Origin of the sequence: Pseudomonas sp. Irchel s3h17 (assembly GCF_900187505.1) — a bacterium.
Lineage (GTDB): Bacteria > Pseudomonadota > Gammaproteobacteria > Pseudomonadales > Pseudomonadaceae > Aquipseudomonas.
The window spans coordinates 28,920-52,172 of the sequence record NZ_FYDL01000016.1; the positions used below are offsets into that span (position 1 = coordinate 28,920).

Genomic DNA, 23,253 nt, shown 5'->3' on the forward strand with positions numbered 1-23,253 from the left:
GCCATGACCTGCGTCAATGCTTTCAAATGCTGATTCTGCGGCCTTTCCATGCGCCGCGTAGGGACAAAATTGCCTGGGGGCAAAATGTCTCGGCGGACGAAAAAGGCGAGGGGGGTCGGGTCGGTTGTAACTGGGCGTGTTCAAACGAAGCGCGCAGGTGACAGACGGCAACTTGCGCGACAGCCGGTAACTACCAGCCTTTGCGGCCTGTCATCGAACAGATTCGTCGGACGCATCCTGTACGGTTGACCTGTGACCGGCTGTTGCCAGTCCGCTTCGGAGCAAGCTTAGACGTGAATCCGCCGAACGGAAAGGCGGACCTTTTGGGGGTGCGACAATGGGTCGCAAAGGGGTAGGGAACTGCCGCATCCGAGGGATGCGGCAGTGGAGCGGTCAAGATTTACTCGCTTTTACCTTCAGCCTGCAGCGGTTGCGCGTTGGCACCGTGAGACAGGCTGTATACATAAGCGGCCAGCAGTTGCACCTTGTCGTTGCCCAGCAGTTCATTCTGCGCCGGCATGTGCCCCTGGCGACCATGGCGAATGGTCTGTTGCAACTGGGCCAGGCTGGTGCCGTAGATGAATGCTGCCGGTTGCGTCAGGTTGGGCGCGCCCATCATTTCCATGCCCTGGCCTTTTGCTCCGTGACACGCTACGCACGTGGTGCTGAACGCTTGCTGTCCGGCGACAAGGTCGGCGCCACTGTCGGCCGGCAGCGGCAGGCCGGCCAGTTCATGACGAACATAAGCGGCGACGTTTTTCACCCCGGCCTCGCCCAGCACTTCACCCCAGGCCGGCATCGCCGCCATCCGGCCACCCATGATGGTGGTCTTGATGGCGTCGGCACTGCCGCCCCAGCGCCAGGCGCTGTCAGCCAGGTTAGGGAAGCCGAACGCACCCTTGGCATCCGAGCCGTGGCACACCGAGCAGTTGGAGGCGAACAGGCGCCCGCCCATTTTCAGTGCTTGCGGGTCTTTTGCCACCTCTTCCACGGGCATGGCTGCAAACTTGGCGAAGATCGGCCCGAACTTCGCGTCGGCCTTGGCCATTTCCTTTTCCCACTCGTGGGCGCCCGTCCAGCCGTTCTCGTAACCGGGCAGGATGCCTTTCCAGTTGCCCAGGCCCGGATAGAGGATCAGGTAGCCGACCGCAAACACCAGGGTGCCGGCGAACAGCAGGAACCACCATTGTGGCAACGGATTGTCGTATTCCTCGATGCCGTCGAAGGCATGGCCCATGGTCTGGTCGACACTGCCCTTGGTTTCGCCCTTGCGGGTGCCGATCAATAGCCAGGTCAGGCCGATCAGGCTGCCGATGGTCAGTACGCAGATCCACGTACTCCAGAAGGTCGTCATGGCCGAATGCTCCTTGTTGCAGGCTCTTGAGAGTGAGCGTCATCTGGTTGAATCAGCGGCTCGTCGGCGAACGGCAGCAGCCGTGCCTGGGCGAACTCCGGATTGCGTTTGCTGTTGAACACCCACAGCGACAGGCCGATGAAGGCGATCATCACCACCAGCGTACCCAGGCCGCGGATCATTCCTGTATCGAGTTCAAAACCCATGGCTCACCTCTTGCTCTTGATCGCAGTGCCGAGCACTTGCAGGTAGGAGACCAGTGCGTCCATCTCGGTCTTGCCCTTGAGGGTCGCGGTCGCGCCTGCGATGTCCTCGTCGGTGTATGGCACGCCGAGGGTGCGCATGACCTTGAGCTTGGTTTCGGTGTTGCTGCCGTCCACCGGTTTGGTCACCAGCCACGGGTAGGCGGGCATTTTCGATTCCGGCACGACGTTGCGCGGGTTGTACAGGTGCGCGCGGTGCCAGTCATCGGAGTAGCGGCCGCCGACACGGGCCAGGTCCGGACCGGTGCGCTTGGAACCCCACAGGAACGGGTGATCCCAGACGCTTTCACCGGCTACCGAGTAGTGGCCGTAGCGCTCGGTTTCGGCACGGAACGGACGGACCATCTGCGAGTGGCAGCCGACGCAGCCTTCGCGGATATAGATGTCACGGCCTTCCAGTTGCAGGGCGGTATAGGGCTTCATGCCGGCGACCGGCTTGTTGGTGACGTCCTGGAAGAACAGCGGGACGATCTGGGTCAGACCACCGATGCTCACCGCAAACACCATCAGCAGCAGGAGCAGGCCGACGTTTTTCTCAATCGTTTCGTGTTTCATGGCGGACTCCTCAGGCCATCTGCGCCGCGGCGGCGACTTCGGCTGGTTGTGCCTCACGCACGGTGCGCCAGGTGTTGTAGGCCATCAGGAACATGCCGCTGAGGAAGATAGCGCCACCCACCAGCCGCACGATGAAGCCAGGGTGGCTAGCCACCAGGGTTTCGACGAAGGAGTAGGTCAGCGTGCCGTCTTCGTTGATCGCGCGCCACATCAGGCCCTGGGCGATGCCGTTGACCCACATCGAAGCGATGTAGAGCACGGTGCCGATAGTGGCGAGCCAGAAGTGCGCGTTGATCAGGCCGATGCTGTGCATCTGCTGGCGACCGAAGATTTTCGGGATCATGTGGTACAGCGCGCCGATGGAAATCATCGCTACCCAGCCCAGAGCGCCGGCGTGTACGTGGCCGATGGTCCAGTCGGTGTAGTGGGAGAGGGCGTTGACGGTCTTGATGGCCATCATCGGGCCTTCGAAGGTCGACATGCCGTAGAACGCCAGGGACACCACCAGGAAACGCAGGATCGGGTCGCTGCGCAGCTTATGCCAGGCGCCCGACAGGGTCATCATGCCGTTGATCATGCCGCCCCAGCTCGGTGCCAGCAGAATCAGCGACATCACCATGCCCAGGGACTGGGCCCAGTCCGGCAGTGCGGTGTAGTGCAGGTGGTGAGGGCCGGCCCAGATGTACAGGGTGATCAGTGCCCAGAAGTGCACGATCGACAGGCGATAGGAGTACACCGGGCGCTCGGCCTGTTTCGGCACGAAGTAGTACATCATCCCCAGGAAGCCTGCGGTCAGGAAGAAACCGACCGCGTTGTGGCCGTACCACCACTGCACCATCGCATCGGTTGCACCGGCGTAGACGGAGTAGGACTTGGTCAGGCTCACCGGCAGTTCGGCGTTGTTGACGATGTGCAGGATGGCGACGGTGATGATGAATGCACCGAAGAACCAGTTACCGACGTAGATGTGCTTGGTCTTGCGCTTGATCAGCGTGCCGAAGAACACGATGGCGTAGGCGACCCAGACAATGGTGATCAGGATATCGATCGGCCATTCCAGCTCGGCGTACTCCTTGGAGCTGGTGTAGCCCAGCGGCAGCGAGATGGCCGCCAGCACGATCACCAGTTGCCAGCCCCAGAAGCAGAACGCAGCAATTGCGGGAGCAAACAAGCGGGTCTGGCAAGTACGTTGCACAGAATAGAATGAACTGGCGAACAAGGCGCAGCCGCCAAAGGCGAAGATCACCGCGTTGGTGTGCAGCGGGCGCAAGCGACCGAAGCTGGTCCACGGTAAATCGAAGTTCAGTTCGGGCCAGACCAATTGAGCTGCGAGAAAAACCCCGAGCCCCATGCCGACGATGCCCCACACCACCGTCATAATGGCGAATTGGCGGACCACCTTGTAGTTATAGGCGGTACTTAAAGAAGTGTTCATGGTTCCCCATCCACGGTTCAGCCAAAGTGAAGCGTCCGCGCAAGGCGATGACGCTCCCTTCGCCTGGAGTTATAGGCAGATTAAAAGCGAGGCAAGCATGGACAAAGAGCACGGGGCCAGTATTGACGGGGATCAATGGGCGCAGTGTGTGCGCGAGCAAGGATGGCTGTGGAATCGCGCCTGCGGGCCGCTGCCGGACGCGGCGCCGACCCTGATCCTGGCCCATGGCGCAGGCGCGCCGATGGACAGCGATTTCATCAATGACATCGCTGCGCGCCTTGCTGCCCGTGGCGTCAACGTACTGCGCTTCGAGTTCCCGTACATGGCCCAGCGACGTATCGACGGCGGCAAGCGCCCACCCAACCCTGCACCGAAACTGCTGGAGTGTTGGCGCGAGGTGTATGCCGTGGTGCGACGCCATGTCACTGGGCGTCTGGCGATCGGTGGCAAGTCCATGGGCGGGCGGATGGCCAGCCTGCTGGCCGATGAATTGGGCGCGGACGGGCTGGTGTGCCTGGGCTATCCGTTCTATGCGGTGGGCAAGCCGGAGAAACCCCGGGTGGAGCATCTGGCCGGACTCAAGACCCCGACCTTGATTGTGCAGGGGGAGAGGGATGCGCTGGGCAACCGCCAGGCGGTGGACGGCTACACACTGTCGCCGAACATCGAGCTGATGTGGCTGGTGGCGGGGGATCATGACTTGAAGCCGTTGAAGGCTTCCGGGTTTAGCCATGAGCAGCATTTGGACGCGGCGGCTGCGAAGGTCGCAGGCTATCTACAGGGTTTGTGATGATCGTTCCCACGCTCTGAACTGGCCCCCAAAGGTTGGACACAACCTTTGGGGGGGGGTGACAGGCCTAGCGGTTAAATCGCTGCACCAGCGAATACTGGGTATTGGCTGTCCTGGTCAGCTCTTCACTCAACAGCGCCGAGTTCTGTGCCTGTTCCGAGGTGTGGTCGGCCAGTTGGGAAATGTTGCTGATGTTGCGGCTGATCTCTTCGGCGACCGCGCTCTGCTCTTCGGTCGCGGCGGCGATCTGGGTGGTCATGTCGGTGATGTTGGCCACCGCTTCACTGATGCCAACCAGTGCCTGGTCTGCTTCCAGGACCCGTGCCACACCCTCTTCAGCCTGGCGATGCCCGGCTTCCATGGTCTGGACCGCGGTGCTGGCGGTTTGCTGGAGCTTGGCGATCAGGCTGTGGATCTGCCCGGTCGATTCAGCGGTGCGTTGTGCCAGCTGTCGAACTTCGTCGGCCACCACCGCAAAGCCACGTCCCATCTCGCCGGCGCGAGCCGCTTCGATGGCGGCGTTCAAGGCCAGCAGGTTGGTCTGGTCGGCAATGCCTTTGATCACATCGACCACGCCACCGATTTCGTCGCTGTCCTTGGCCAGCTGGGTGACGGTGAGGCCGGTCTCTCCCACCACCGCCGACAGGCGCTGGATGGCGTCGCGGGTTTCGCCGGCGATGTCACGCCCGCGCCCGGTCAGGCGGTTGGCTTCCTGGGTGGCGTCCGCCGTGCGCTGCACGTGGCTGGCAACTTCCTGGGTGGTGGCGGCCATCTGGTTGACGGCGGTGGCCACTTGTTCGGTCTCGACGCGCTGGCGCTCCAGGCCGCTGGAACTGTTGTGTGCCAGGGTATCGGACTGGCGCGCCTGGTCGGTCAGGTGCTCGGCGGTGTCCTGCAGACGGGTCAGGCAGGTCCTGAGGCGCGCTTCCTGGCTGAGGATCGACATCTCCAGGCGCGCCTGGGCACCGCGACTGTCGGTGTACATCTGCGCGATCAGCGGGTCGGAGGTGGTCTGCTCGGCCAGGCGCAGCAGGCGCTTGAGGCCGCGTTGTTGCCAGCCCAGCCCCAGCAGGCCCAGCGGCACGCAAAGGCCGGCGGCCAGGGCAAAGCCCCATTGCGAGTTGAGCGTGGCGCCGATCATGAAGCTCAACTGGCTGACCAGAATGAACGGCAGCCAGTCCTGCAACACCGGCAGCCACTTGTCTGTCGATGGGATCGCCGACTTGCCCTGGTTGATGCGTTGATAGAGCGCTTCGGCGCGGCGGATCTGTTCGGCGGTGGGCTTGACCCGCACCGACTCGTAACCGACCACCTGATTGCCGTCGAACACCGGCGTGACATAGGCGTTCACCCAGTAGTGGTCACCGGTTTTGCAGCGATTCTTGACAATGCCCATCCATGGCAAGCCTTGTTTCAGGGTGCCCCACATGTGCGCGAACACCGCTGCCGGTACGTCGGGGTGACGGACCAGGTTGTGCGGTGCACGGATCAGCTCCTCACGAGAAAACCCGCTGATCTCGACGAAGGCGTCGTTGCAGTAGGTGATCACGCCCTTGGCATCGGTTGTGGAAATCAACCGTTGTTGAGCCGGGAAGGTCCGTTCGCGTTGTGTAATGGGCTGGTTGTTACGCATGGCTTTTTCAATCCGTAAGGCTTTGACAGGGTGTCGGCATGGCGGGTGAATTATTGAAAATTTTTTTCAATTGTTGGCACTGCGTCGCAAAACGACCGATGCGTCAGCGGGCCAGCATCGGGTAGCTGAACAAACCGAAATGCAGCAGGTTCAGGCCAAAATGCGTGGCGATCGCGGCAGCCAGCCCGCCGAAGCGATAGGCCAGGCCATAACCGACACCGGCCAGGCCCGCGAGCAGTACCCACTGCCAGCCCGCGCCCAGGTGCGCCAGGCCGAACAGTAATGAGGCGAGCAACAACGCCAGGTGTTCGCCATAAGGCAGGTGCTTGAAGTGCCGGCTCAGGCCACCTTGAATGTAACCACGAAACAGGGCTTCCTCGACCAGGGTCACCAGCAGCAGATTGTTGAGCACCCACAGCCAGGCCTGATCCGGCCATTTCGGTGCCCAGTTGATCATGCCCAGCAACAGTGCGCCGCCAAGACCCAGCGTTGCGCTCAAGATCAATGCCGCGACTGTGGCGCGAATGGCCTGGGGAAGCGAGCGCCGGCCGACGATCCATGGGCAGGCCAGCAACAGCCAGAAGCCGATCAGTGGTTTGTCCAGATTCAGGTACAGGACGAAGGTGACGGCGTCGTCCGTGAAGCGCTGCGGGTCGATCCCGCGCCCATTGTAGAAACCGGGCAGCCAGTGCAACGCCAGCGCCAGGGACATCACGATGAACAAGGCGTGGCCCAGGTAACGACCGATGAGTACCTGGCGCTGAAGTGCGGCATAGCCGGCGAACAGCAACAGGCTGAAGGAGATGACGGCCAACCCGCCGAGTCGACCATAGGCCAGCGCCATGCCGTAACCCATGGAGAGGAGCGCCAGATACGTCCATGGCAAGACAAGCATGTGCGGTCCTTACGCGCCCACGGGGCGGGGGTGTTTGCGGGGGCGCAATTATAAACAGCGAACCGACAAAAACTCCGCCCTGGGGTGTAATGCTGTTCAGTTAACGATAGGTTTGCTCAATACATCCCCCGTGGCGAGCGAGCTTGCTCGCCACAGGTCTCTCACTCGCTTCAAGCGTTTCTTGACTGAATAGCATTACGCCCTGGGGCGGTGTCTTTGTGGGACGGATGTCACGAGGCAATCAATTGTCGCAACACGTAGTGCAGAATCCCTCCCGCCTTGAAGTACTCCACTTCGTTGAGTGTGTCGATCCGGCACAGCACTTCGATTTTCTCGCTGCTGCCGTCCTCACGGGTGATCACCAGGGGCAGGTTCATGCGTGGCGTGAGTTCGGCCTGGCTCAGGCCCTCAATGCTGAATGTCTCTTTACCCGTGAGGTTGAGGCTCTTGCGGTTCTGATCGAGCTTGAACTGCAGCGGCAGGACGCCCATGCCCACCAGGTTGGAGCGGTGGATCCGCTCGAAGCTTTCGGCGATGACCGCCTTGACCCCCAAAAGGTTGGTGCCCTTGGCGGCCCAGTCGCGGCTGGAGCCGGTGCCGTATTCCTGGCCGGCGATGACCACCAGCGGGGTGCCCTCGGCTTGATAGCGCATGGCGGCATCGTAGATGGCCAGCTTCTCGCCGCTGGGCATGTGCAAGGTATTGCCGCCTTCTTCGCCGCCAAGCATTTCGTTGCGGATCCTGATATTGGCGAAGGTGCCGCGCATCATCACCTGATGGTTGCCGCGCCGTGAGCCGTAGGAGTTGAAGTCTCGCGGCTCCACGCCTTGTTCGCGCAGGTAGTGGCCGGCCGGGCTGTCGACCTTGATGTTGCCGGCGGGGGAGATGTGGTCGGTGGTCACCGAGTCGCCGAGCAGGGCCAGGACCCGGGCGCCGCTGATGTCCTGGATCACCGGCAGGGGGCCGGCGATGTCGTCGAAGAACGGTGGGTGCTGGATGTAGGTCGAGTCCTTCTGCCAGACATAAGTGGCGGCCTGCGGCACCTGGATGGCTTGCCACTGTGCGTCGCCGGCAAACACTTCGGCGTACTCTTTGTGGAACATGGCGGTGTTGACCTGATTCACCGCGTCGGCAATCTCCTGGGTGCTGGGCCAGATGTCCCGCAGGTACACCGGGTTGCCATCCTTGTCGTTGCCCAGGGACTCGCTGCTGATATCGATGCGCACGGTGCCGGCCAGTGCATAGGCGACCACTAGGGGCGGGGAGGCCAGCCAGTTGGTTTTTACCAGCGGATGCACCCGGCCTTCGAAGTTGCGGTTGCCGGACAGGACCGAGGCCACGGTGAGGTCAGAGCTCTGGATGGCTTTTTCAATCGGTTCGGGCAGCGGTCCGGAGTTGCCGATGCAGGTGGTGCAGCCATAGCCGACCAGGGCGAAACCCAGTTGGTCGAGGTACTGGGTCAGGCCGGCAGCCTTGTAGTAGTCGGTGACCACCTTGGAGCCGGGGGCCAGCGAACTCTTGACCCAGGGTTTGCGCTTGAGGCCTTTTTCCACGGCCTTTTTTGCCAGCAGGCCTGCCGCCATCATCACGCTCGGGTTGGAGGTGTTGGTGCAGGAGGTGATGGCGGCAATCACCACGGCGCCGTTTTTCAGGCGGTGGGTGTAGCCCTCGAAATGGTAGTCGGCCTCACCGATCAGGTCGGCATTGCCCACGGCAACGCCACCGCCGCCTTCGTTTTCCAGGCGACCTTCTTCCTTGCTGGTGAGTTTGAGCTGCAGCCCCAGGAAGTCATTGAACGCCTGGCCGACATTCGGCAGCGACACCCGGTCCTGTGGCCGTTTCGGCCCGGCCAGGCTGGCTTCGACGCTGCCCATGTCCAGCGCCAGGCTATCAGTGAACGCCGGTTCCTTGCCCGGCAGGCGCCACAGGCCCTGGGCCTTGCAGTAGGCCTCCACCAGCTTGACCACCGCCGTCGGGCGGCCGGACAGGCGCAGGTAGTCCAGCGTCACCTCATCCACCGGGAAGAACCCGCAGGTGGCGCCGTACTCCGGGGCCATGTTGGCGATGGTCGCGCGGTCGGCCAGCGGCAGGTCGGCAAGGCCGTCACCATAGAACTCGACGAATTTGCCCACCACGCCTTTCTTGCGCAGCATCTGGGTGACGGTCAGTACCAGGTCGGTGGCGGTGATGCCTTCCTTGAGCTTGCCGCTGAGTTTGAAGCCGATCACTTCCGGGATCAGCATCGATACGGGCTGGCCGAGCATCGCCGCCTCTGCCTCGATACCGCCCACGCCCCAGCCGAGTACGCCGAGGCCATTGATCATGGTGGTGTGGGAGTCGGTGCCCACCAGGGTGTCCGGGAAGGCATAGGTGCGACCGTCTTCGTCCTTGGTCCACACCGTGCGCCCCAGGTACTCCAGGTTCACCTGGTGACAGATACCGGTGCCGGGGGGCACCACGCTGAAGTTGTCGAAGGCACTTTGCCCCCAGCGCAGGAAGGCATACCGCTCGCCGTTGCGCTGCATCTCGATGTCGACGTTCTGTTCAAAGGCGTGGCTACTGGCGAACTTGTCGACCATCACCGAGTGGTCGATCACCAGGTCAACCGGCGACAGCGGATTGATCCGCTGCGGGTCGCCACCGGCCCTGGCCATGGCGGCGCGCATGGCGGCCAGGTCGACCACCGCCGGAACACCGGTGAAGTCCTGCATCAGAACCCGTGCGGGGCGGTACTGGATTTCCCGGTCGCTGCGGCGTTCCTTGAGCCAGTCGGCGAGGGCCTTGAGGTCGGTGCCAGTGACGGTCTTGTCGTCCTCCCAGCGCAGCAGGTTTTCCAGCAGGACTTTGAGCGACATCGGTAGTTTGTCGAGATCGCCCAGGCTCCTGGCGGCGTGCGGGAGGCTGAAATAGTGGTAGGTCTTGTCGTCTATTTCCAGTGTCTCAAGGGTTTTCAGGCTATCGAGGGACGGCATTGAAATGACTCCTTTGGGTCCGCACGGCTACGGACTGACGGAACGGACAGAGCTTTAAACCTAGCCCTGTTTCAAGTAGCTGGCTAATAACCGGACTCTATGGGCAGGTCCAGCGTTGCGAAGTCAGCTATCATGCGCCGGTTTTCGTGACAGGCTTTGCTACAGGGCAAGTTTGCGCGCATTTGCCCAGGAGATTTAATGAACATCCTCTTTATGCATTGCCGGCCAGGCTTCGAAGGTGAAGTCTGCTCCGAGATAGCCGAGCACGCCGCGCGCTTGAACGTGGCCGGTTATGCCAAGGCCAAGACCGGTGCTGCGTGCGCCGAGTTTGTCTGCACGGAAGAAGACGGCGCCGAGCGCCTGATGCGCGGCCAGCGTTTCGCGCAGTTGATCTTCCCGCGACAATGGGCCCGCGGGATGTTTATCGACTTGCCGGAAACCGACCGCATCAGCGTGATCCTGGCGCACATGGCGGATTTTCCGGTGTGCGGCAGCCTGTGGCTGGAAATGGTCGACACCAACGACGGCAAGGAACTGTCGAATTTCTGCAAAAAGTTCGAAGTCCATCTGCGCAAGGCACTGATGGCCGCCGGCAAGCTGGTGGAAGATCCCCAAAAACCGCGTCTGTTGCTGACTTTCAAGAGCGGTCGTGAAGTGTTCATGGGCCTGGCCGAGTCCAACAACTCGGCCATGTGGCCGATGGGCATTCCGCGCTTGAAGTTCCCCCGTGATGCGCCAAGCCGCTCCACCTTGAAGCTGGAAGAGGCCTGGCACCACTTCATCCCGCGTGATCAGTGGGACGAGCGCCTGCACAGTGACATGACCGGCGTCGACCTGGGGGCCGCCCCTGGTGGCTGGACCTGGCAACTGGTCAACCGCGGCATGCTGGTGACCGCCATCGACAACGGCCCGATGGCCGAAAGCCTGATGGACACCGGGCTGGTGCAGCACTTGATGGCCGACGGTTTTACCTTCAAGCCCAAACAGCCCGTGGACTGGATGGTCTGCGACATTGTCGAGAAACCGGCGCGCAACGCCGCGATGCTGGAAGAGTGGATCGGTGAAGGACATTGCCGTGAAGCGGTGGTCAACCTCAAGCTGCCGATGAAACAGCGTTACGCTGAAGTGAAGCGCCTGCTCGAGCGTATCGAGGAAGGCTTCAAGGCTCGCGGCATCAAGGTCGATATTGGCTGCAAGCAGCTGTATCACGACCGCGAGGAAGTCACCTGTCACCTGCGCCGGCATGATGTGAACAAACCAAAAAAACGCTGACCTCCGCGGACCAGGCCTTTGTGGCGAGGGAGCTTGCTCCCGCTGGGCTGCAAAGCAGCCCTGAAATCAACGACCCCCGTGTCACCGGGCGCACTGCACGAACAGGTTTTGCGACGGCTTCGCCCCGAACGCGGACCGGCCGAGCGGGAGCCAGCGCCCCCGCCACAGGTACAGGTTGCACGCGCTGTTAACGCATCCGGTTTTGCGCGACAATGCCGGCCAGTTTCAGGAGTTAACCATGAGTGAAATGATCAATGCGCCGGTAGACGGCACCCTCGACGCCACTGGCCTCAATTGCCCGGAACCGGTGATGATGCTGCACCAGCACATCCGCGACCTGGTGCCTGGCGGCCTGCTCAAGGTGATTGCCACTGATCCGTCGACCCGTCGCGATATTCCCAAGTTTTGCGTGTTTCTCGACCATGAACTGGTCGGGCAGCATGAAGACGCCGGGACCTTTCTGTACTGGATTCGCAAGAAGTCCGTTTAGCCAGCGTTTGTAGGGCTGTCAGTCAGACGTGTAGGAGCGAGCGCGCTCGCGATGGACGTCAACGATAACGCGTATTTTCTGGGTAAACGCGTTGCTCTGGCGTTCATCGCGAGCGCTCGAACGTCGACCGGCTGCTCCTACAAGGGTCAGCGTTCGTTCGATTGACTGATGCGTATCCGCTTGCGTGCACTGCGCACCAGCCGGATCGACAGCATCAGCGCCGCGCAACTCAGGCCTGCGATCAACCCTTCCCATAACCCGCTCGGGCCGCTGGCCGGGCCGAACCAATCGGTCAGTCCCAGTACGTAGCCCACCGGCAAGCCAATGCCCCAGTAGGCAAACAGCGTCAGGATCATGGTCACCCGAGTGTCCTGGTAGCCGCGCAAGGCGCCCGCGCAGATCACCTGGATCGCATCGGAGAACTGGTACAGCGCGGCATACACGATCAGCATCGAGGCGATCTGGATCACCGCCTTGTCGGGGGTGTAGATCGAGGCGATAGGCTCGCGCAGCAGCAGGATCAGGCTCGCCGAGAACGCCGCGAACACCAGTGCCGCGCCCAGCCCGACCTTGGCCGCGAAGCGCGCCTGATACGGGTCGCCGGCCCCCAGTGCCTGGCCCACTCGCACGGTGACCGCCATGCCCAGTGAATAAGGAATCATGAACAGCAGCGAGCTGATGTTCAGGGCAATCTGGTGCCCGGCCACCACGGTCGAGCCGAGGCTGCCGATCAGCAGGGCAATGACCGCGAAGATGCTGGACTCGGCGAAGACGGCGATGCCAATCGGCAAGCCGATGCCGACCAGGCGCTTGATCACGGCCCACTGCGGGCGATCGAAACGCACCAGCACGCGAGTACGGGCATAGACGGGCGCCCAGCGGGTCCATCCGGCCATGCTCAGGGCCATGAACCACATGACGATGCCGCTGGCCCAGCCACAACCGACGCCACCCAGGGCAGGCAGGCCGAAATGGCCATAGATCAGCGCATAGTTCAGCGGGATGTTGAGCAGCAGGCCACACAGGCCAATGACCATGCTCGGACGGGTGCGGCCCATGCCATCGCTGTAGCAGCGCAGTACGTAATAGAAGGCAATGCCCGGCAAACCGAAGGCGATACCGTGCAGGTAGCCCATGCTCGGTTCGATCAGCTGTGGATCGACTTTCATCCAGTGCAGGATCGGCTCTGCGCTGAGCAGCAGGCCGCTGCCCATCAGTCCGACACACAGTGCCAGCCACAAGGCCTGGCGTGCCAGCGGACCGATCTCGTCGAACTGCCCCGCGCCAAAGCGCTGGGCGATCTTGGGGGTGGTCGCCAGCAGCACGCCGGACATCAACAGGTAAATCGGAATCCAGATCGAATTGCCCAGGGCCACCGAAGCCAGGTCCCGTGGGCTCACCCTGCCGGCCATCACGGCATCGACAAAACCCATGGCCGTGGTGGCCAGCTGCGCGATGATGATCGGTACGGCCAGGCCAAGCAGTCCTTTGAGCTCCAGGCGAACCCGGGCCGGACGGGGGAGGGTGGTAGCGGCGAGGCTGTCAGTCACAGAATTCACAGGCGAAGCGTCCAGAAGGTGTTGATGCGCAAAGCGACGCATTCTACGCCTTTGACGCAACGGTCAGGAAAACTCCCGTGTTGGGGATTTGTAAACCCCGACTGACGGGAGCTGCGCTACACTGCCGATCCGCCAAAGGAGCCTGCCATGCTGATTGTTGCCGACGAAAATATCCCGCTGCTCGATGCCTTTTTTCAAGGGTTCGGCGAAATCCGCCGTGTGCCGGGACGCTCCATCGACCGCGCCACGGTCGAGCAGGCCGATGTACTGCTGGTGCGCTCGGTGACCAACGTCAGCCGTGCGTTGCTCGAAGGCAGCAAGGTACGGTTTGTCGGGACCTGCACCATCGGCACGGATCACCTGGACCTGGAGTACTTCCAGCAGGCCGGCATCACCTGGTCCAGTGCGCCGGGTTGCAATGCGCGAGGGGTGGTCGACTACGTGCTGGGCAGTCTGCTGACCCTGGCCGAGATCGAAGGCGTGGCGTTGACCGAGCGCACCTATGGCGTGGTCGGGGCCGGTGAAGTGGGCGGGCGACTGGTCAAGGTGCTCAAGGGGCTGGGCTGGAACGTGCTGGTCTGCGATCCGCCGCGCCAGGCAGCCGAAGGCGGCGATTACGTCAGCCTGGAGCAGATTGTTGCACAGTGTGACGTCATCAGCCTGCACACCCCGCTGACCAGGAATACCGAGCAGCCAACCTGGCACCTGTTCGATGAGCCACGTTTGCGGCAGCTCAAGCCTGGCGCCTGGCTGATCAACGCCAGCCGTGGCCCGGTGGTGGATAACAGCGCGTTGCGCGAAGTCTTGCTGGCGCGCGAGGACTTGCAGGCGGTACTGGATGTGTGGGAGGGCGAGCCGAGTGTGGATATCGCCCTGGCGGAACTGTGCGTGATCGCCACCCCGCATATCGCCGGCTACAGCCTGGATGGCAAGCAGCGCGGGACCGCGCAGATCTACCAGGCGCTTTGCCAGTTCCTTGGCCAGCCCGCGACGATTTCCCTGGATGATCTGCTGCCGGCGCCGTGGCTGGCACAGGTCAGCCTGAACGCCAGCAGTGATCCGGCCTGGGCCCTGGCGATGCTGTGCCGCGGGGTGTACGACCCGCGTCGTGACGATGCGGACTTCCGTCGTAGCCTGGTCGTCAGCGGTGCCGAACAACGCACGGCATTCGACCTGTTGCGCAAGCACTACCCGGAACGACGCGAGATTGATGGGCTGAAGGTACGGATCGAGGGTGATTCGCCAGCGTTACGGCAGATCGTGACGGCACTGGGCGCGCAAGCCATCTGAGTCATGCGTGCCGATAAAAAACCCGGCCGATAGGGCCGGGTCGGAAGACGCAAGGCTATGTATCAATCTTGCTTGGCAGGCTTGACCAATCGCTGTTCCAGTTCGCGGCAAGCGCTCTGGATCATGGCTTCAGTGATCGGTACTTCGCGGCCCTGAGCATCAATAATCGAGCACCCCAGAGACTGGTCTGGCTGCGTGCGGATCACTTGAATCTTGTCATCGCTGCTGTGTTGCAAGGACATGGCCTGTCTCCTCATCAGGTTGTGCACATAGTGTAGATCCGCCAAATGACCACGCTGTGACAGCTCCCCACAGGCGATGAGGCGGTCTATTGAGTCCATCAGAAATAACCCCTGACTGCCAGCCGGACTTTAGACCAATAACAACTAGGCTCTAGTGTCAGTGGTCATATTCAAACTGACTCATTGTGATTTACATCAGTTCAAGCGGATGGACCGGTGTAGGCTCACCCTGTTGCTCCTTACCGTTGGCCTTTTCCGGATGAACCCGATGCTGTCTGCCCGTCACCGCCGCGCCATTCGCCTGTCCGTCCGCTTTATCGCGCCCTATCGCTGGCAGGCGTTGGGCGCCTTGCTGGCGCTGGTCGTCACGGCGGGCCTGACCCTGTCCATGGGGCAGGGGATTCGCCTGCTGGTGGACCAGGGCTTCATGACCCGCTCGCCGCACCTGCTCAACCAGAGTATCGGCCTGTTCCTGATGCTGGTGGTGGGGCTGGCGATAGGCACGTTTACCCGGTTCTACCTGGTGTCATGGATCGGCGAGCGCTGCGTGGCGGATATTCGTCGGCGGGTGTTCAACCACTTGATCTACCTGCACCCGGGGTTCTACGAAAACAACCGCAGTTCCGAGATCCAGTCACGCCTGACGGCCGACACCACGCTGTTGCAAACGGTGATTGGCTCCTCGCTGTCACTGTTCCTGCGCAATGGGTTGATGGTGATCGGCGGCATTGTGCTGCTGTTCATCACCAACCCCAAGCTCACCAGTATTGTGGTGGTCGCCTTGCCCCTGGTGCTGGCGCCGATCCTGATTTTCGGGCGGCGAGTGCGCAGCCTGTCGCGCCAGAGCCAGGACCGCATCGCCGATGTCGGCAGTTATGTCTCGGAGACCCTGGGCCAGATCAAGACCGTGCAGGCCTACAACCATCAGGGGCAGGACGAACAGCGCTTCGCGGTGACCGTGGAGCAGGCCTTCGATACGGCGCGCAAGCGTATCCTGCAGCGCGCCTGGCTGATCACCCTGGTGATCGTCCTGGTGCTGGGGGCGGTCGGGGTGATGCTCTGGGTCGGCGGCATGGACGTGATCGCCGGACGCATCTCCACCGGCGAACTGGCGGCGTTTGTGTTCTACAGCCTGATCGTCGGCGGCGCCTTTGGCACCTTGAGCGAAGTGATTGGTGAATTGCAGCGGGCAGCTGGGGCGGCGGAGCGGATTGCCGAGTTGCTGCGCGCGGAAAATATCATCCAGCCGCCCGCGACTGGCCGGGTGACATTGCCGGATCGGGTGCGCGGTGAGCTGCAACTTGAAGACCTGCGCTTTTGCTACCCGTCACGCCCTGAAAGCTATGCAATCGACGGCTTGAGCCTGGCGATCAAGGCGGGCGAAACCCTGGCGCTGGTCGGCCCTTCGGGGGCGGGCAAGTCGACGGTGTATGACCTGCTGCTGCGTTTCTACGACCCGGCGCAGGGGCGCATTCTGCTCGATGGCGTGCCGCTGACCCGGCTCGATCCACAGGATGTGCGCCGCTGTTTTGCCCTGGTGTCACAGACCCCGGCGCTGTTTTTCGGCAGCATCGAAGAGAACATCCGCTACGGTAAACCTTCGGCGACGCTGGAGCAGGTCCAGGAGGCGGCGAAGATTGCCTACGCCCACGACTTCATCGAGCAGATGCCCAACGGTTACCAGACCCATCTGGGCGACGGCGGGATGGGCCTCTCCGGTGGTCAGCGCCAGCGCCTGGTCATCGCCCGGGCATTGCTGGTGGACGCGCCGATCCTGTTGCTCGACGAAGCCACCAGCGCCCTCGATGCGCAGAGTGAACACCTGATCCAGCAAGCACTGCCCAGCCTGATGAAAAACCGCACCACCCTGGTCATCGCTCATCGCCTGGCCACCGTGAAGAATGCCGACCGGATTGCGGTGATGGATCAAGGCCGGCTGGTGGCGGTGGGGACGCATCAGGAGCTGGTTGCCAGTAACGCGTTGTATGCACGCTTGGCTGCGTTGCAGTTCAGCAATGAGCATGAAGTGGGGTAAATGAACGCTGCTGAATGCTCTCGGGTTCGGGCATTATGTCGGTCTGAAGGAAGTACCCGGATCAGGAAATGAGCAGCTACCAACCACCGTTAACCCTGAACACTAGAATTCTGGCGTTGATCGCTGAGATCAGCGAGCAGATCGGTCAGCTTTCGGCTGTGGACGAAGGTCGGCAGACACCTCAGCTGCGTCGCGGTAACCGAATTCGGACGATTCAAGCGTCGTTGGCAATCGAGAACAATACCCTCAGCGTCGAGCAAGTGACAGCCGTGTTGGCCGGGCAGCGAGTGCTGGGCTTGCCCAGAGAAATTCAGGAAGTACGCAACGCCTTTGCGGCCTACGAATCCATGCCGGGCTGGCGGTCGAACAGTCGCGTCGATTTGCTTCGGGCTCACGAGTTATTGATGCACGGTTTGATCGACGACTGCGGTCGGTTTCGTCGCGACGGAGTGGGTATTTACCGTGGCGAGCAACTGGTTCATATGGCGCCACCACCGAGCCGTGTGGCAAGTCTGATGGATGACTTGCTGGCATGGCTGGGTACCTCCGATTGGCATCCGTTGATCCTTAGCTGCGTTTTTCACTACGAATTCGAGTTCATCCATCCTTTCGCTGACGGTAATGGGCGTATGGGGCGACTCTGGCAAACCTTGATTCTCAGTCAGTGGCGGCCGGTATTGGCCTATCTGCCGGTCGAAGCCGTCATTCGAGAACAACAGGATGCTTACTATGGGGCCTTGTCTGCCGCCGACCGGATGGCCGAATCGACACCGTTTGTCGAGTTCATGTTGCAGGCCTTGAGTCAGGCCCTTGCTGAAGCTGCTCGTAGCGAGCCAGTAACCGACCAAGTAACCGACCAAGTAACCGACCAAGTAGCGAGGTTGCTTGAGGTGATCCAGGGCGAGAGTTCGCTCAAGGTCAGTGAGTTGATGGCAGAGGTCGGATTGGCGCACAAGGCGACCTTCCGGGCTAACTACCTCAAACCGGCATTGATGGCAGGTTTAATCGAAATGACCAGTCCCGATTCGCCCAACAGTCCCGCTCAGCGGTATCGTCTGACCGAACTTGGCAAGCGGCTTGTGACACGATCTGCCTCGGTTTAGCAGGTCTGGTAATCGACAACGGTTCGAGGCATCAACAAAAAAGCTCGCATCATTCGATGCGAGCTTTTTTCAAGCGAGATCAAAGGGTCGTCCGAACAGGGTTCGAGCTTTCGCCGGTGCCTACGGAACCAGTATTATTGATCGTCAAAATACCGCTCATGCCAATCCACCAGCGGTTGCGGTGAGTTGAGCTTCTGGCCGTAGATCACCGAGTACGACAACACGTTCTGCACGTACTGGCGGGTTTCGTCGAACGGGATGCTCTCCACCCAGACGTCGAAGCTCAGGTGGTCGGCACCGCGCAGCCATTGGCGGACGCGGCCGGGGCCGGCGTTGTAGGCCGCGGAGGCGAGCACGCGGTTGCCATTGAACTGGCTGTGCACCTGGCTCAGGTAAGCGGCGCCGAGCTGGATGTTTTTCTCCGGGTTCAGTACTTGCTGTGGCGAGGCCAGCGGAATGCTGAACTTGCGCGCGGTTTCCTTGGCGGTGGCGGGCATCAACTGCATCAGGCCGCTGGCGCCGACACTGGAGCGGGCATCCTCCATGAAGGCGCTTTCCTGGCGGGTAATGGCGAACACCCAGCTCGAATGCAGGCCGCGAACCTTGGCCTCCCTGACCAGGGTGCCGCGATAGGCCATCGGGAAGCGGATGTCCAGGTCGTCCCAGTACTGCGCCTGACTGATGGTACGAATAGCCGGGAAGTACCACTTCAGGTCGTAGGCCAGTTTGGCCTGGGCAACCATTTCGTCACGGTTGAAGCGGCGACTGACGTGGTACCACTCGCGGCGACCGTCGACGATCTGCCCGCGGGCATGGAACTCCAGCGCGCGGCGAATGCCCGGTGTGTTGCGCACCTTGTTGATCAGTGCCTGGCTCATCACCAGCGGCTTGTGATTCAGGGAGTACGGCGATTGCGAGCGATCGGCCGCCAGGAACCCGTAGAAGTCCCGTTCGCGGGCGAGGTTGCGATACAGGGTCTGTGCTTCCGGGTTCTTTGGCTGGGCCAGTTCCAGGCTGCGGGCCTGCCAGTAGCGCCAGCGACTGGTGGTGGCCAGGTCCTGCGGCAGACGGCGGGTCAGCTGATAGGCATCGTCCCAGCGGGCCAGGCGCAGCAACAGGCGCAGGCGCCATTCGGAGACGGTGTTGTCGCGCAATTCCGGGTCGTACTTGGTCATGACATCAAGGGCGCGGCTGTCGAAGCGACGCGCCAGGGTCAGGCCGATTTCCCGGGCAATGGCGACTTTTTCGTCGCGGGAAAAATGCATGCGGCTGGCGTAATCGTCGAGCAGCGCCATGGCCCGCTCCGGATCCTGGCGTGCCAGGCGCCGCAAGCCAAGGCTGACCACATCGCCCATGGCTTCATCGGCGGGGGTAAAGCGCGACGGCTGGTTGAGCAGCTCCGGTTTTTGCGCCACGTCCACCAGCAGGCGGCCACGGGGGGTCAGGGTGGTCATGTTGTTGATCAGGCTGTTGGCCAGGGCATAGTTACGGCTCTGGGCGGCCAGTTTGGCGCGTTCCCAGCGCTTCTGCTCGGTCAGTTGGCCCTGGGCGGCCCACTGGGCAAACAGCGCATCACAGGCCGCCGGCTGGGATTTGCCGGTCAGCCAGAGTTTTTCGGTGTTGGCATAGCCTTCAGCCTTGAGATTGTGGCTGATCTGGTATTGGGCGTTGAGGCAGTCCAGCTCGGTGAAGTTGAGCTTGGGGTCGTAGTATTTGACGAAGGTCGACCAGTCGCCGCGCTCGGCCAGCCAGCGCAACCAGCGCAGCTTCATCCAGTTGGCCTGTGGCAGGTCACCGTGTTCGGCGAGGAACTTTTCGATTTCGGCATTGCTCGCGCTTTTCAGTCGCGCGGTCAGCTCGTCATAGGCCAGATACGGTTCGAGCGGGTAGTCGGCGAGCGCCTGGCTGTAGCGAAAGTACGGGCCGGTGTCACCCTTGGCCAGGGCGCGCTTGGCTTCATCGTAGTACTGGCGTTGGGTGGACAGGTCCACCGCCTGAGCGGATTGAGCGGCAGTGGCTGAAAGAAGCAGACAGGATAAAAAGCTGAAAAGGCGACTGCGCATGAGACATCCGGGCAGAGAAATCATGACAAGTGCCGGCTGGTGCCGGCACTGATTACCCGTAGCTTAGCCTTTTGCCAGCAACGGGTGAAAGCTTTGCCGGTTCGGCGGCACAAGTTCGCAACATTTAATGTGCAGAGTGCTTGGGCAGTGAAAATGCCGGCCTTCTGGAGCCTCAAGTCAGGTAGAATACGCGCCCGGTTTTTGGAGAAGCTCATGACCCTGCTCAAATTCAGCGATGTGTCCCTTGCTTTCGGCGCTATGCCGTTGTTGGACAAGGTGTCCTGGCAGATCGCCCGTGGTGAGCGGGTGTGCATCATCGGCCGCAACGGCACAGGCAAGTCCAGCATGATGAAGCTGGTCAAGGGCGATCAGAAGCCCGATGACGGCTCTGTATGGCGCGCGCCTGGCCTCAAGATCGGCGAATTGCCGCAAGAATTGCCAGTGGCCGACGAGCGGACAGTGTTCGACGTGGTGGCCGAAGGCCTGGACGGTGTGGGCGAGCTGCTTGCGCAGTACCACCACCTGAGCCAGAACATCGTCACCGATGCCGACCTGGACAAGCTGATGCACGTCCAGCACGACCTCGAAGCCCGCGACGGCTGGCGTTTGCAGCAACTGGTCGACAGCACCCTGAGCCGTCTGCAGCTGCCCGCCGACAAGACCCTCGCCGAATTGTCCGGCGGCTGGCGTCGTCGTGTCCTGCTGGCGCAAGCCCTGGTTTCCGAGCCGGACCTGCTGCTGCTCGACGAACCGACCAACCACCTGGACATCGGTGCGATTGCCTGGCTTGAAGAAGCCCTGAAGGATTTCCAGGGCGCCGTGCTGTTCATCACGCACGACCGCTCCTTCCTGCAGAACCTCGCCACGCGCATCCTGGAACTGGATCGCGGCGGCCTGATCGACTGGAACGGCGACTACGCCAGTTTCCTGGTGCACAAGGAAGCCACGCTGGCGGCCGAAGAAACTGCCAACGCGCTGTTCGACAAAAGGCTGGCCCAGGAAGAAGTCTGGATCCGCCAGGGCATCAAGGCCCGTCGCACCCGTAACGAAGGCCGCGTGCGTGCTCTCAAGGCCCTGCGTGTTGAGCGTAGCGAGCGTCGTGAGCGTACCGGCAAGGCCAATCTCCAGCTGGACACCGCCGACAAGTCTGGCAAGCAAGTGATGGTTCTCGAGAACGTCAGCTTCGCTCACCCGGAGGGTCCGTTCCTGATCAAGGATTTCTCCATGGTCTTGCAGCGCGGCGACCGTATCGGCCTGCTGGGCGCCAACGGTACCGGCAAGACCACCTTGCTGAAACTGATGCTCAACGGCTTGCAGCCGACCAGCGGCACCGTGGAGGAAGGGACGCGCATCGACGTGGCCTACTTCGACCAGTTGCGCCACCAGTTGGACCTGGAAAAGACCGTAATCGACAACGTGGCCGAAGGCCGCGATTTCATCGATATCGACGGCCAGAGCCGCCACGTGCTCAGCTACCTGGGCGACTTCCTGTTCAGCCCGCAGCGTGCCCGCACGCCGGTCAAGGCGCTGTCCGGTGGTGAGCGTGCCCGTCTGTTGCTGGCCAAGCTGTTCAGCAAGCCGGCCAACCTGCTGGTCCTCGACGAACCGACCAACGACCTGGATGTGGAAACCCTCGAGCTGCTGGAAGAGGTCCTGCTGACCTTCAACGGCACCGTGCTGATGGTCAGCCACGACCGGGCATTCCTCGACAACGTGGTCACCAGCACCCTGGTCTTCGAAGGCGAAGGCAAGGTCCGTGAATACGTCGGTGGTTACCAGGACTGGCTGCGTCAGGGCGGCTCGCCGCGCCTGCTGGGCGTGACCGAGAGCAAGTCCGGCAAGGCCGACCTGAACTCTGCCGTGGTCACCGCGGCACCTGCGCCGGCAGTTCAGGAAGCACCGGCGGCGAAGAAGAAACTCAGCTACAAGCTGCAGCGCGAGCTGGAAGCCTTGCCAGGGCAGATCGAGGCCATGGAGCAGCAGATCGCTGCGGTTGAGGCCCAGATGGCCGATGCCGGTTTCTATCAGCGTCCTGCTGCCGAAACGGCGGCGGTGATCGCTCAGTTGGAGCAGTTGCAGGTTGAGCATGACGTGATGGTCGAGCGTTGGGCCGAGCTGGATGCCTGAGTGATCCTGCGATAAAAAAGCCCGGCGTTCAGTGATGAACGCCGGGCTTTTCATATGGGATGGGATCTGGCGCGTTCCCCCTGTAGGAGCGAGCGCGCTCGAAAAAAAGCCCAAGGTAAATGCGGTTCTTCAGTTTCACCGCGTTATGGTTGGCGCCCATCGCGAGCGCGCTCCTGCAGGGAGGGTGGATCAGCTTTTGATCAGGCGCACCGCCAGTACATCGCAAGGTGCACCGTGCAGTACATCATTGGCGGTGGAGCCCAGCAGCAGTGCCAGGCCATGACGACCATGGCTGCCGACGACAATCAGGTCGCAGCCTTGCTCCTTGGCGAAATGGTGGATTTCCTGGCGTGGCTGGCCGTAGGTCAGGTGGCTGTCGTTCTTGGAAAGTTCGGGGTATTTGTTGATCAGGCGCTCAAGGCGCTCCTTGGCCTGGTCGAACTGCTGTTGTTGCAGTTGCGACAGGTCCATTGGCACGTCACCGCCAAAGGCCATGGCCATCGGCTCGACGATGTGGACCAGGGAGAGCCTGGCACTATTGCTCACCGACAGCTCGCGAGCGCGGTGAATCACAGGATCGCACTCTTCGGTTAGATCTACGGCGACCAGAATGTGGTGGTAGGGCATGAGGTGCACCTCCTGAGGATTGCGATAAGGGTAAGTATGGCTGGTTTCAAGCGAATGGGTTTCGACAGAGATCAATTCGCTCATCAAGAATCGGGAGTACAGATATGACGGTCTGGATAGTGGTGTCAATCCTTGCAGTAGTGCTGAGCCCCTTGGCGTGGCTTCGGCCATCACGTCGCCAGGGTGGCCAGATGGCGCTGCGCATGGAGGCTCGGCGCATTGGCCTGGCCATGCAACTGGCGCCCCAGGTGTGGCCTCACTGGCTGGCGCCCGAGCCGCCCAGCCCCTGTGCGCAGTACCATCGGCCACGGCGCGGCAATCGGCCGGCGTGCTGGAGCTACTGGCAAAAGACCCCGGGGGTCTGGGTCAATCAGTGGCAGGAGACCTGCGAGGATCCGGCCTTACTGATTCATTTCGAGAAGTTGCCGGCCAACGTGTACAAGGTCGAGGCCGACAAGCAGATGATTACCCTGTATTGGGGCGAGAAGGGCGAGGTCGAGGTGTTGCAGCGCATCGATGCCACGCTCAAGGCGCTCGCCTGAATACGT

At 61.8% G+C, this 23,253-nt stretch carries 19 protein-coding genes; 8 read left to right on the forward strand and 11 right to left on the reverse strand.

Annotated features, from left to right (window positions below; genetic code table 11):
* Positions 1–400: 400 nt before the first annotated feature.
* The 4 genes from ccoP to ccoN are packed head-to-tail and all read right to left on the reverse strand — an operon-like array spanning position 401 to position 3,607.
* Entirely contained in the window at positions 401–1,354 is a 954-nt protein-coding gene (ccoP, locus tag CKW25_RS21220; RefSeq protein WP_095082244.1) for a cytochrome-c oxidase, cbb3-type subunit III, read from the reverse strand.
* Entirely contained in the window at positions 1,351–1,560 is a 210-nt protein-coding gene (locus tag CKW25_RS21225; RefSeq protein ID WP_095082245.1) for a cbb3-type cytochrome c oxidase subunit 3, read from the reverse strand. Before CKW25_RS21225 ends, ccoP begins: the two co-directional genes overlap by 4 nt.
* A gap of 3 nt (positions 1,561–1,563) precedes the next feature.
* Complete coding sequence (gene ccoO, locus CKW25_RS21230) at positions 1,564–2,172, reverse strand: cytochrome-c oxidase, cbb3-type subunit II (RefSeq protein WP_095082247.1); 609 nt, start codon at positions 2,170–2,172, stop codon at positions 1,564–1,566.
* A gap of 10 nt (positions 2,173–2,182) precedes the next feature.
* A complete protein-coding gene (gene ccoN, locus CKW25_RS21235; RefSeq protein ID WP_095082248.1) occupies positions 2,183–3,607 on the reverse strand; it encodes a cytochrome-c oxidase, cbb3-type subunit I in 1,425 nt (474 codons plus the stop codon).
* A gap of 97 nt (positions 3,608–3,704) precedes the next feature.
* On the opposite strand from ccoN, the gene CKW25_RS21240 reads away from it, so the two are divergent.
* Positions 3,705–4,397 (forward strand): alpha/beta family hydrolase, encoded by a 693-nt coding sequence (locus CKW25_RS21240; protein ID WP_095082250.1) that lies wholly within the window; start codon positions 3,705–3,707, stop codon positions 4,395–4,397.
* 67 nt (positions 4,398–4,464) lie between these two features.
* Here CKW25_RS21240 and CKW25_RS21245 read toward each other — a convergent pair whose 3' ends face one another.
* The 3 genes from CKW25_RS21245 to acnA all read right to left on the reverse strand — a co-directional run bounded on the left by CKW25_RS21245 (position 4,465) and on the right by acnA (position 9,897).
* Entirely contained in the window at positions 4,465–6,030 is a 1,566-nt protein-coding gene (locus CKW25_RS21245; RefSeq protein WP_095082251.1) for a PAS domain-containing methyl-accepting chemotaxis protein, read from the reverse strand.
* A 103-nt stretch (positions 6,031–6,133) separates the two neighbouring features.
* On the reverse strand, positions 6,134–6,925 hold the full coding sequence (locus CKW25_RS21250; protein WP_095082252.1) for a CPBP family intramembrane glutamic endopeptidase: 792 nt from the start codon (positions 6,923–6,925) through the stop codon (positions 6,134–6,136).
* Positions 6,926–7,155: 230 nt separating this feature from the next.
* Entirely contained in the window at positions 7,156–9,897 is a 2,742-nt protein-coding gene (acnA, locus tag CKW25_RS21255) for an aconitate hydratase AcnA (RefSeq protein WP_095082254.1), read from the reverse strand.
* 198 nt (positions 9,898–10,095) lie between these two features.
* Here acnA and rlmM point away from each other — a divergent pair, with 198 nt between their 5' ends.
* Positions 10,096–11,169 (forward strand): 23S rRNA (cytidine(2498)-2'-O)-methyltransferase RlmM, encoded by a 1,074-nt coding sequence (rlmM, locus tag CKW25_RS21260; protein WP_095082255.1) that lies wholly within the window; start codon positions 10,096–10,098, stop codon positions 11,167–11,169.
* A 238-nt stretch (positions 11,170–11,407) separates the two neighbouring features.
* Positions 11,408–11,659 carry a sulfurtransferase TusA gene (gene tusA / locus CKW25_RS21265; protein WP_095082256.1) on the forward strand — a complete coding sequence of 84 codons (252 nt, stop codon included), beginning with the start codon at positions 11,408–11,410 and terminating at the stop codon, positions 11,657–11,659.
* A 146-nt stretch (positions 11,660–11,805) separates the two neighbouring features.
* Here the strand turns inward: tusA and CKW25_RS21270 are convergent, their stop codons facing one another.
* Positions 11,806–13,218 (reverse strand): MATE family efflux transporter, encoded by a 1,413-nt coding sequence (locus CKW25_RS21270; RefSeq protein ID WP_095082354.1) that lies wholly within the window; start codon positions 13,216–13,218, stop codon positions 11,806–11,808.
* Between the two features lie 147 nt (positions 13,219–13,365).
* Here CKW25_RS21270 and pdxB point away from each other — a divergent pair, with 147 nt between their 5' ends.
* Positions 13,366–14,508: a 4-phosphoerythronate dehydrogenase PdxB gene (gene pdxB, locus CKW25_RS21275; RefSeq protein WP_095082257.1), complete on the forward strand. Its 1,143-nt coding sequence runs from the start codon at positions 13,366–13,368 to the stop codon at positions 14,506–14,508.
* A gap of 62 nt (positions 14,509–14,570) precedes the next feature.
* Here pdxB and CKW25_RS21280 read toward each other — a convergent pair whose 3' ends face one another.
* Positions 14,571–14,750: a PA1571 family protein gene (locus tag CKW25_RS21280; protein ID WP_095082259.1), complete on the reverse strand. Its 180-nt coding sequence runs from the start codon at positions 14,748–14,750 to the stop codon at positions 14,571–14,573.
* A 259-nt stretch (positions 14,751–15,009) separates the two neighbouring features.
* Here CKW25_RS21280 and CKW25_RS21285 point away from each other — a divergent pair, with 259 nt between their 5' ends.
* Entirely contained in the window at positions 15,010–16,785 is a 1,776-nt protein-coding gene (locus tag CKW25_RS21285) for an ABC transporter transmembrane domain-containing protein (RefSeq protein ID WP_172736596.1), read from the forward strand.
* A gap of 68 nt (positions 16,786–16,853) precedes the next feature.
* Positions 16,854–17,888, forward strand: a complete 1,035-nt coding sequence (locus CKW25_RS21290; RefSeq protein ID WP_095082261.1) for a Fic family protein — start codon at positions 16,854–16,856, stop codon at positions 17,886–17,888.
* Between the two features lie 134 nt (positions 17,889–18,022).
* Here CKW25_RS21290 and CKW25_RS21295 read toward each other — a convergent pair whose 3' ends face one another.
* The gene (locus tag CKW25_RS21295; RefSeq protein ID WP_095082263.1) at positions 18,023–19,951 is read right to left on the reverse strand and encodes a transglycosylase SLT domain-containing protein; all 1,929 of its coding nucleotides are present in this window, start codon (positions 19,949–19,951) and stop codon (positions 18,023–18,025) included.
* 213 nt (positions 19,952–20,164) lie between these two features.
* Here CKW25_RS21295 and CKW25_RS21300 point away from each other — a divergent pair, with 213 nt between their 5' ends.
* Positions 20,165–22,078, forward strand: coding sequence for an ATP-binding cassette domain-containing protein (locus tag CKW25_RS21300; RefSeq protein WP_095082264.1), 1,914 nt, complete (start codon positions 20,165–20,167; stop codon positions 22,076–22,078).
* Between the two features lie 189 nt (positions 22,079–22,267).
* On the opposite strand, the gene CKW25_RS21305 is transcribed toward CKW25_RS21300, so the two are convergent.
* Positions 22,268–22,705 (reverse strand): universal stress protein, encoded by a 438-nt coding sequence (locus tag CKW25_RS21305; RefSeq protein ID WP_095082265.1) that lies wholly within the window; start codon positions 22,703–22,705, stop codon positions 22,268–22,270.
* Between the two features lie 104 nt (positions 22,706–22,809).
* Here CKW25_RS21305 and CKW25_RS21310 point away from each other — a divergent pair, with 104 nt between their 5' ends.
* A complete protein-coding gene (locus tag CKW25_RS21310; protein WP_095082266.1) occupies positions 22,810–23,247 on the forward strand; it encodes a hypothetical protein in 438 nt (145 codons plus the stop codon).
* Positions 23,248–23,253 lie beyond the last annotated feature (6 nt).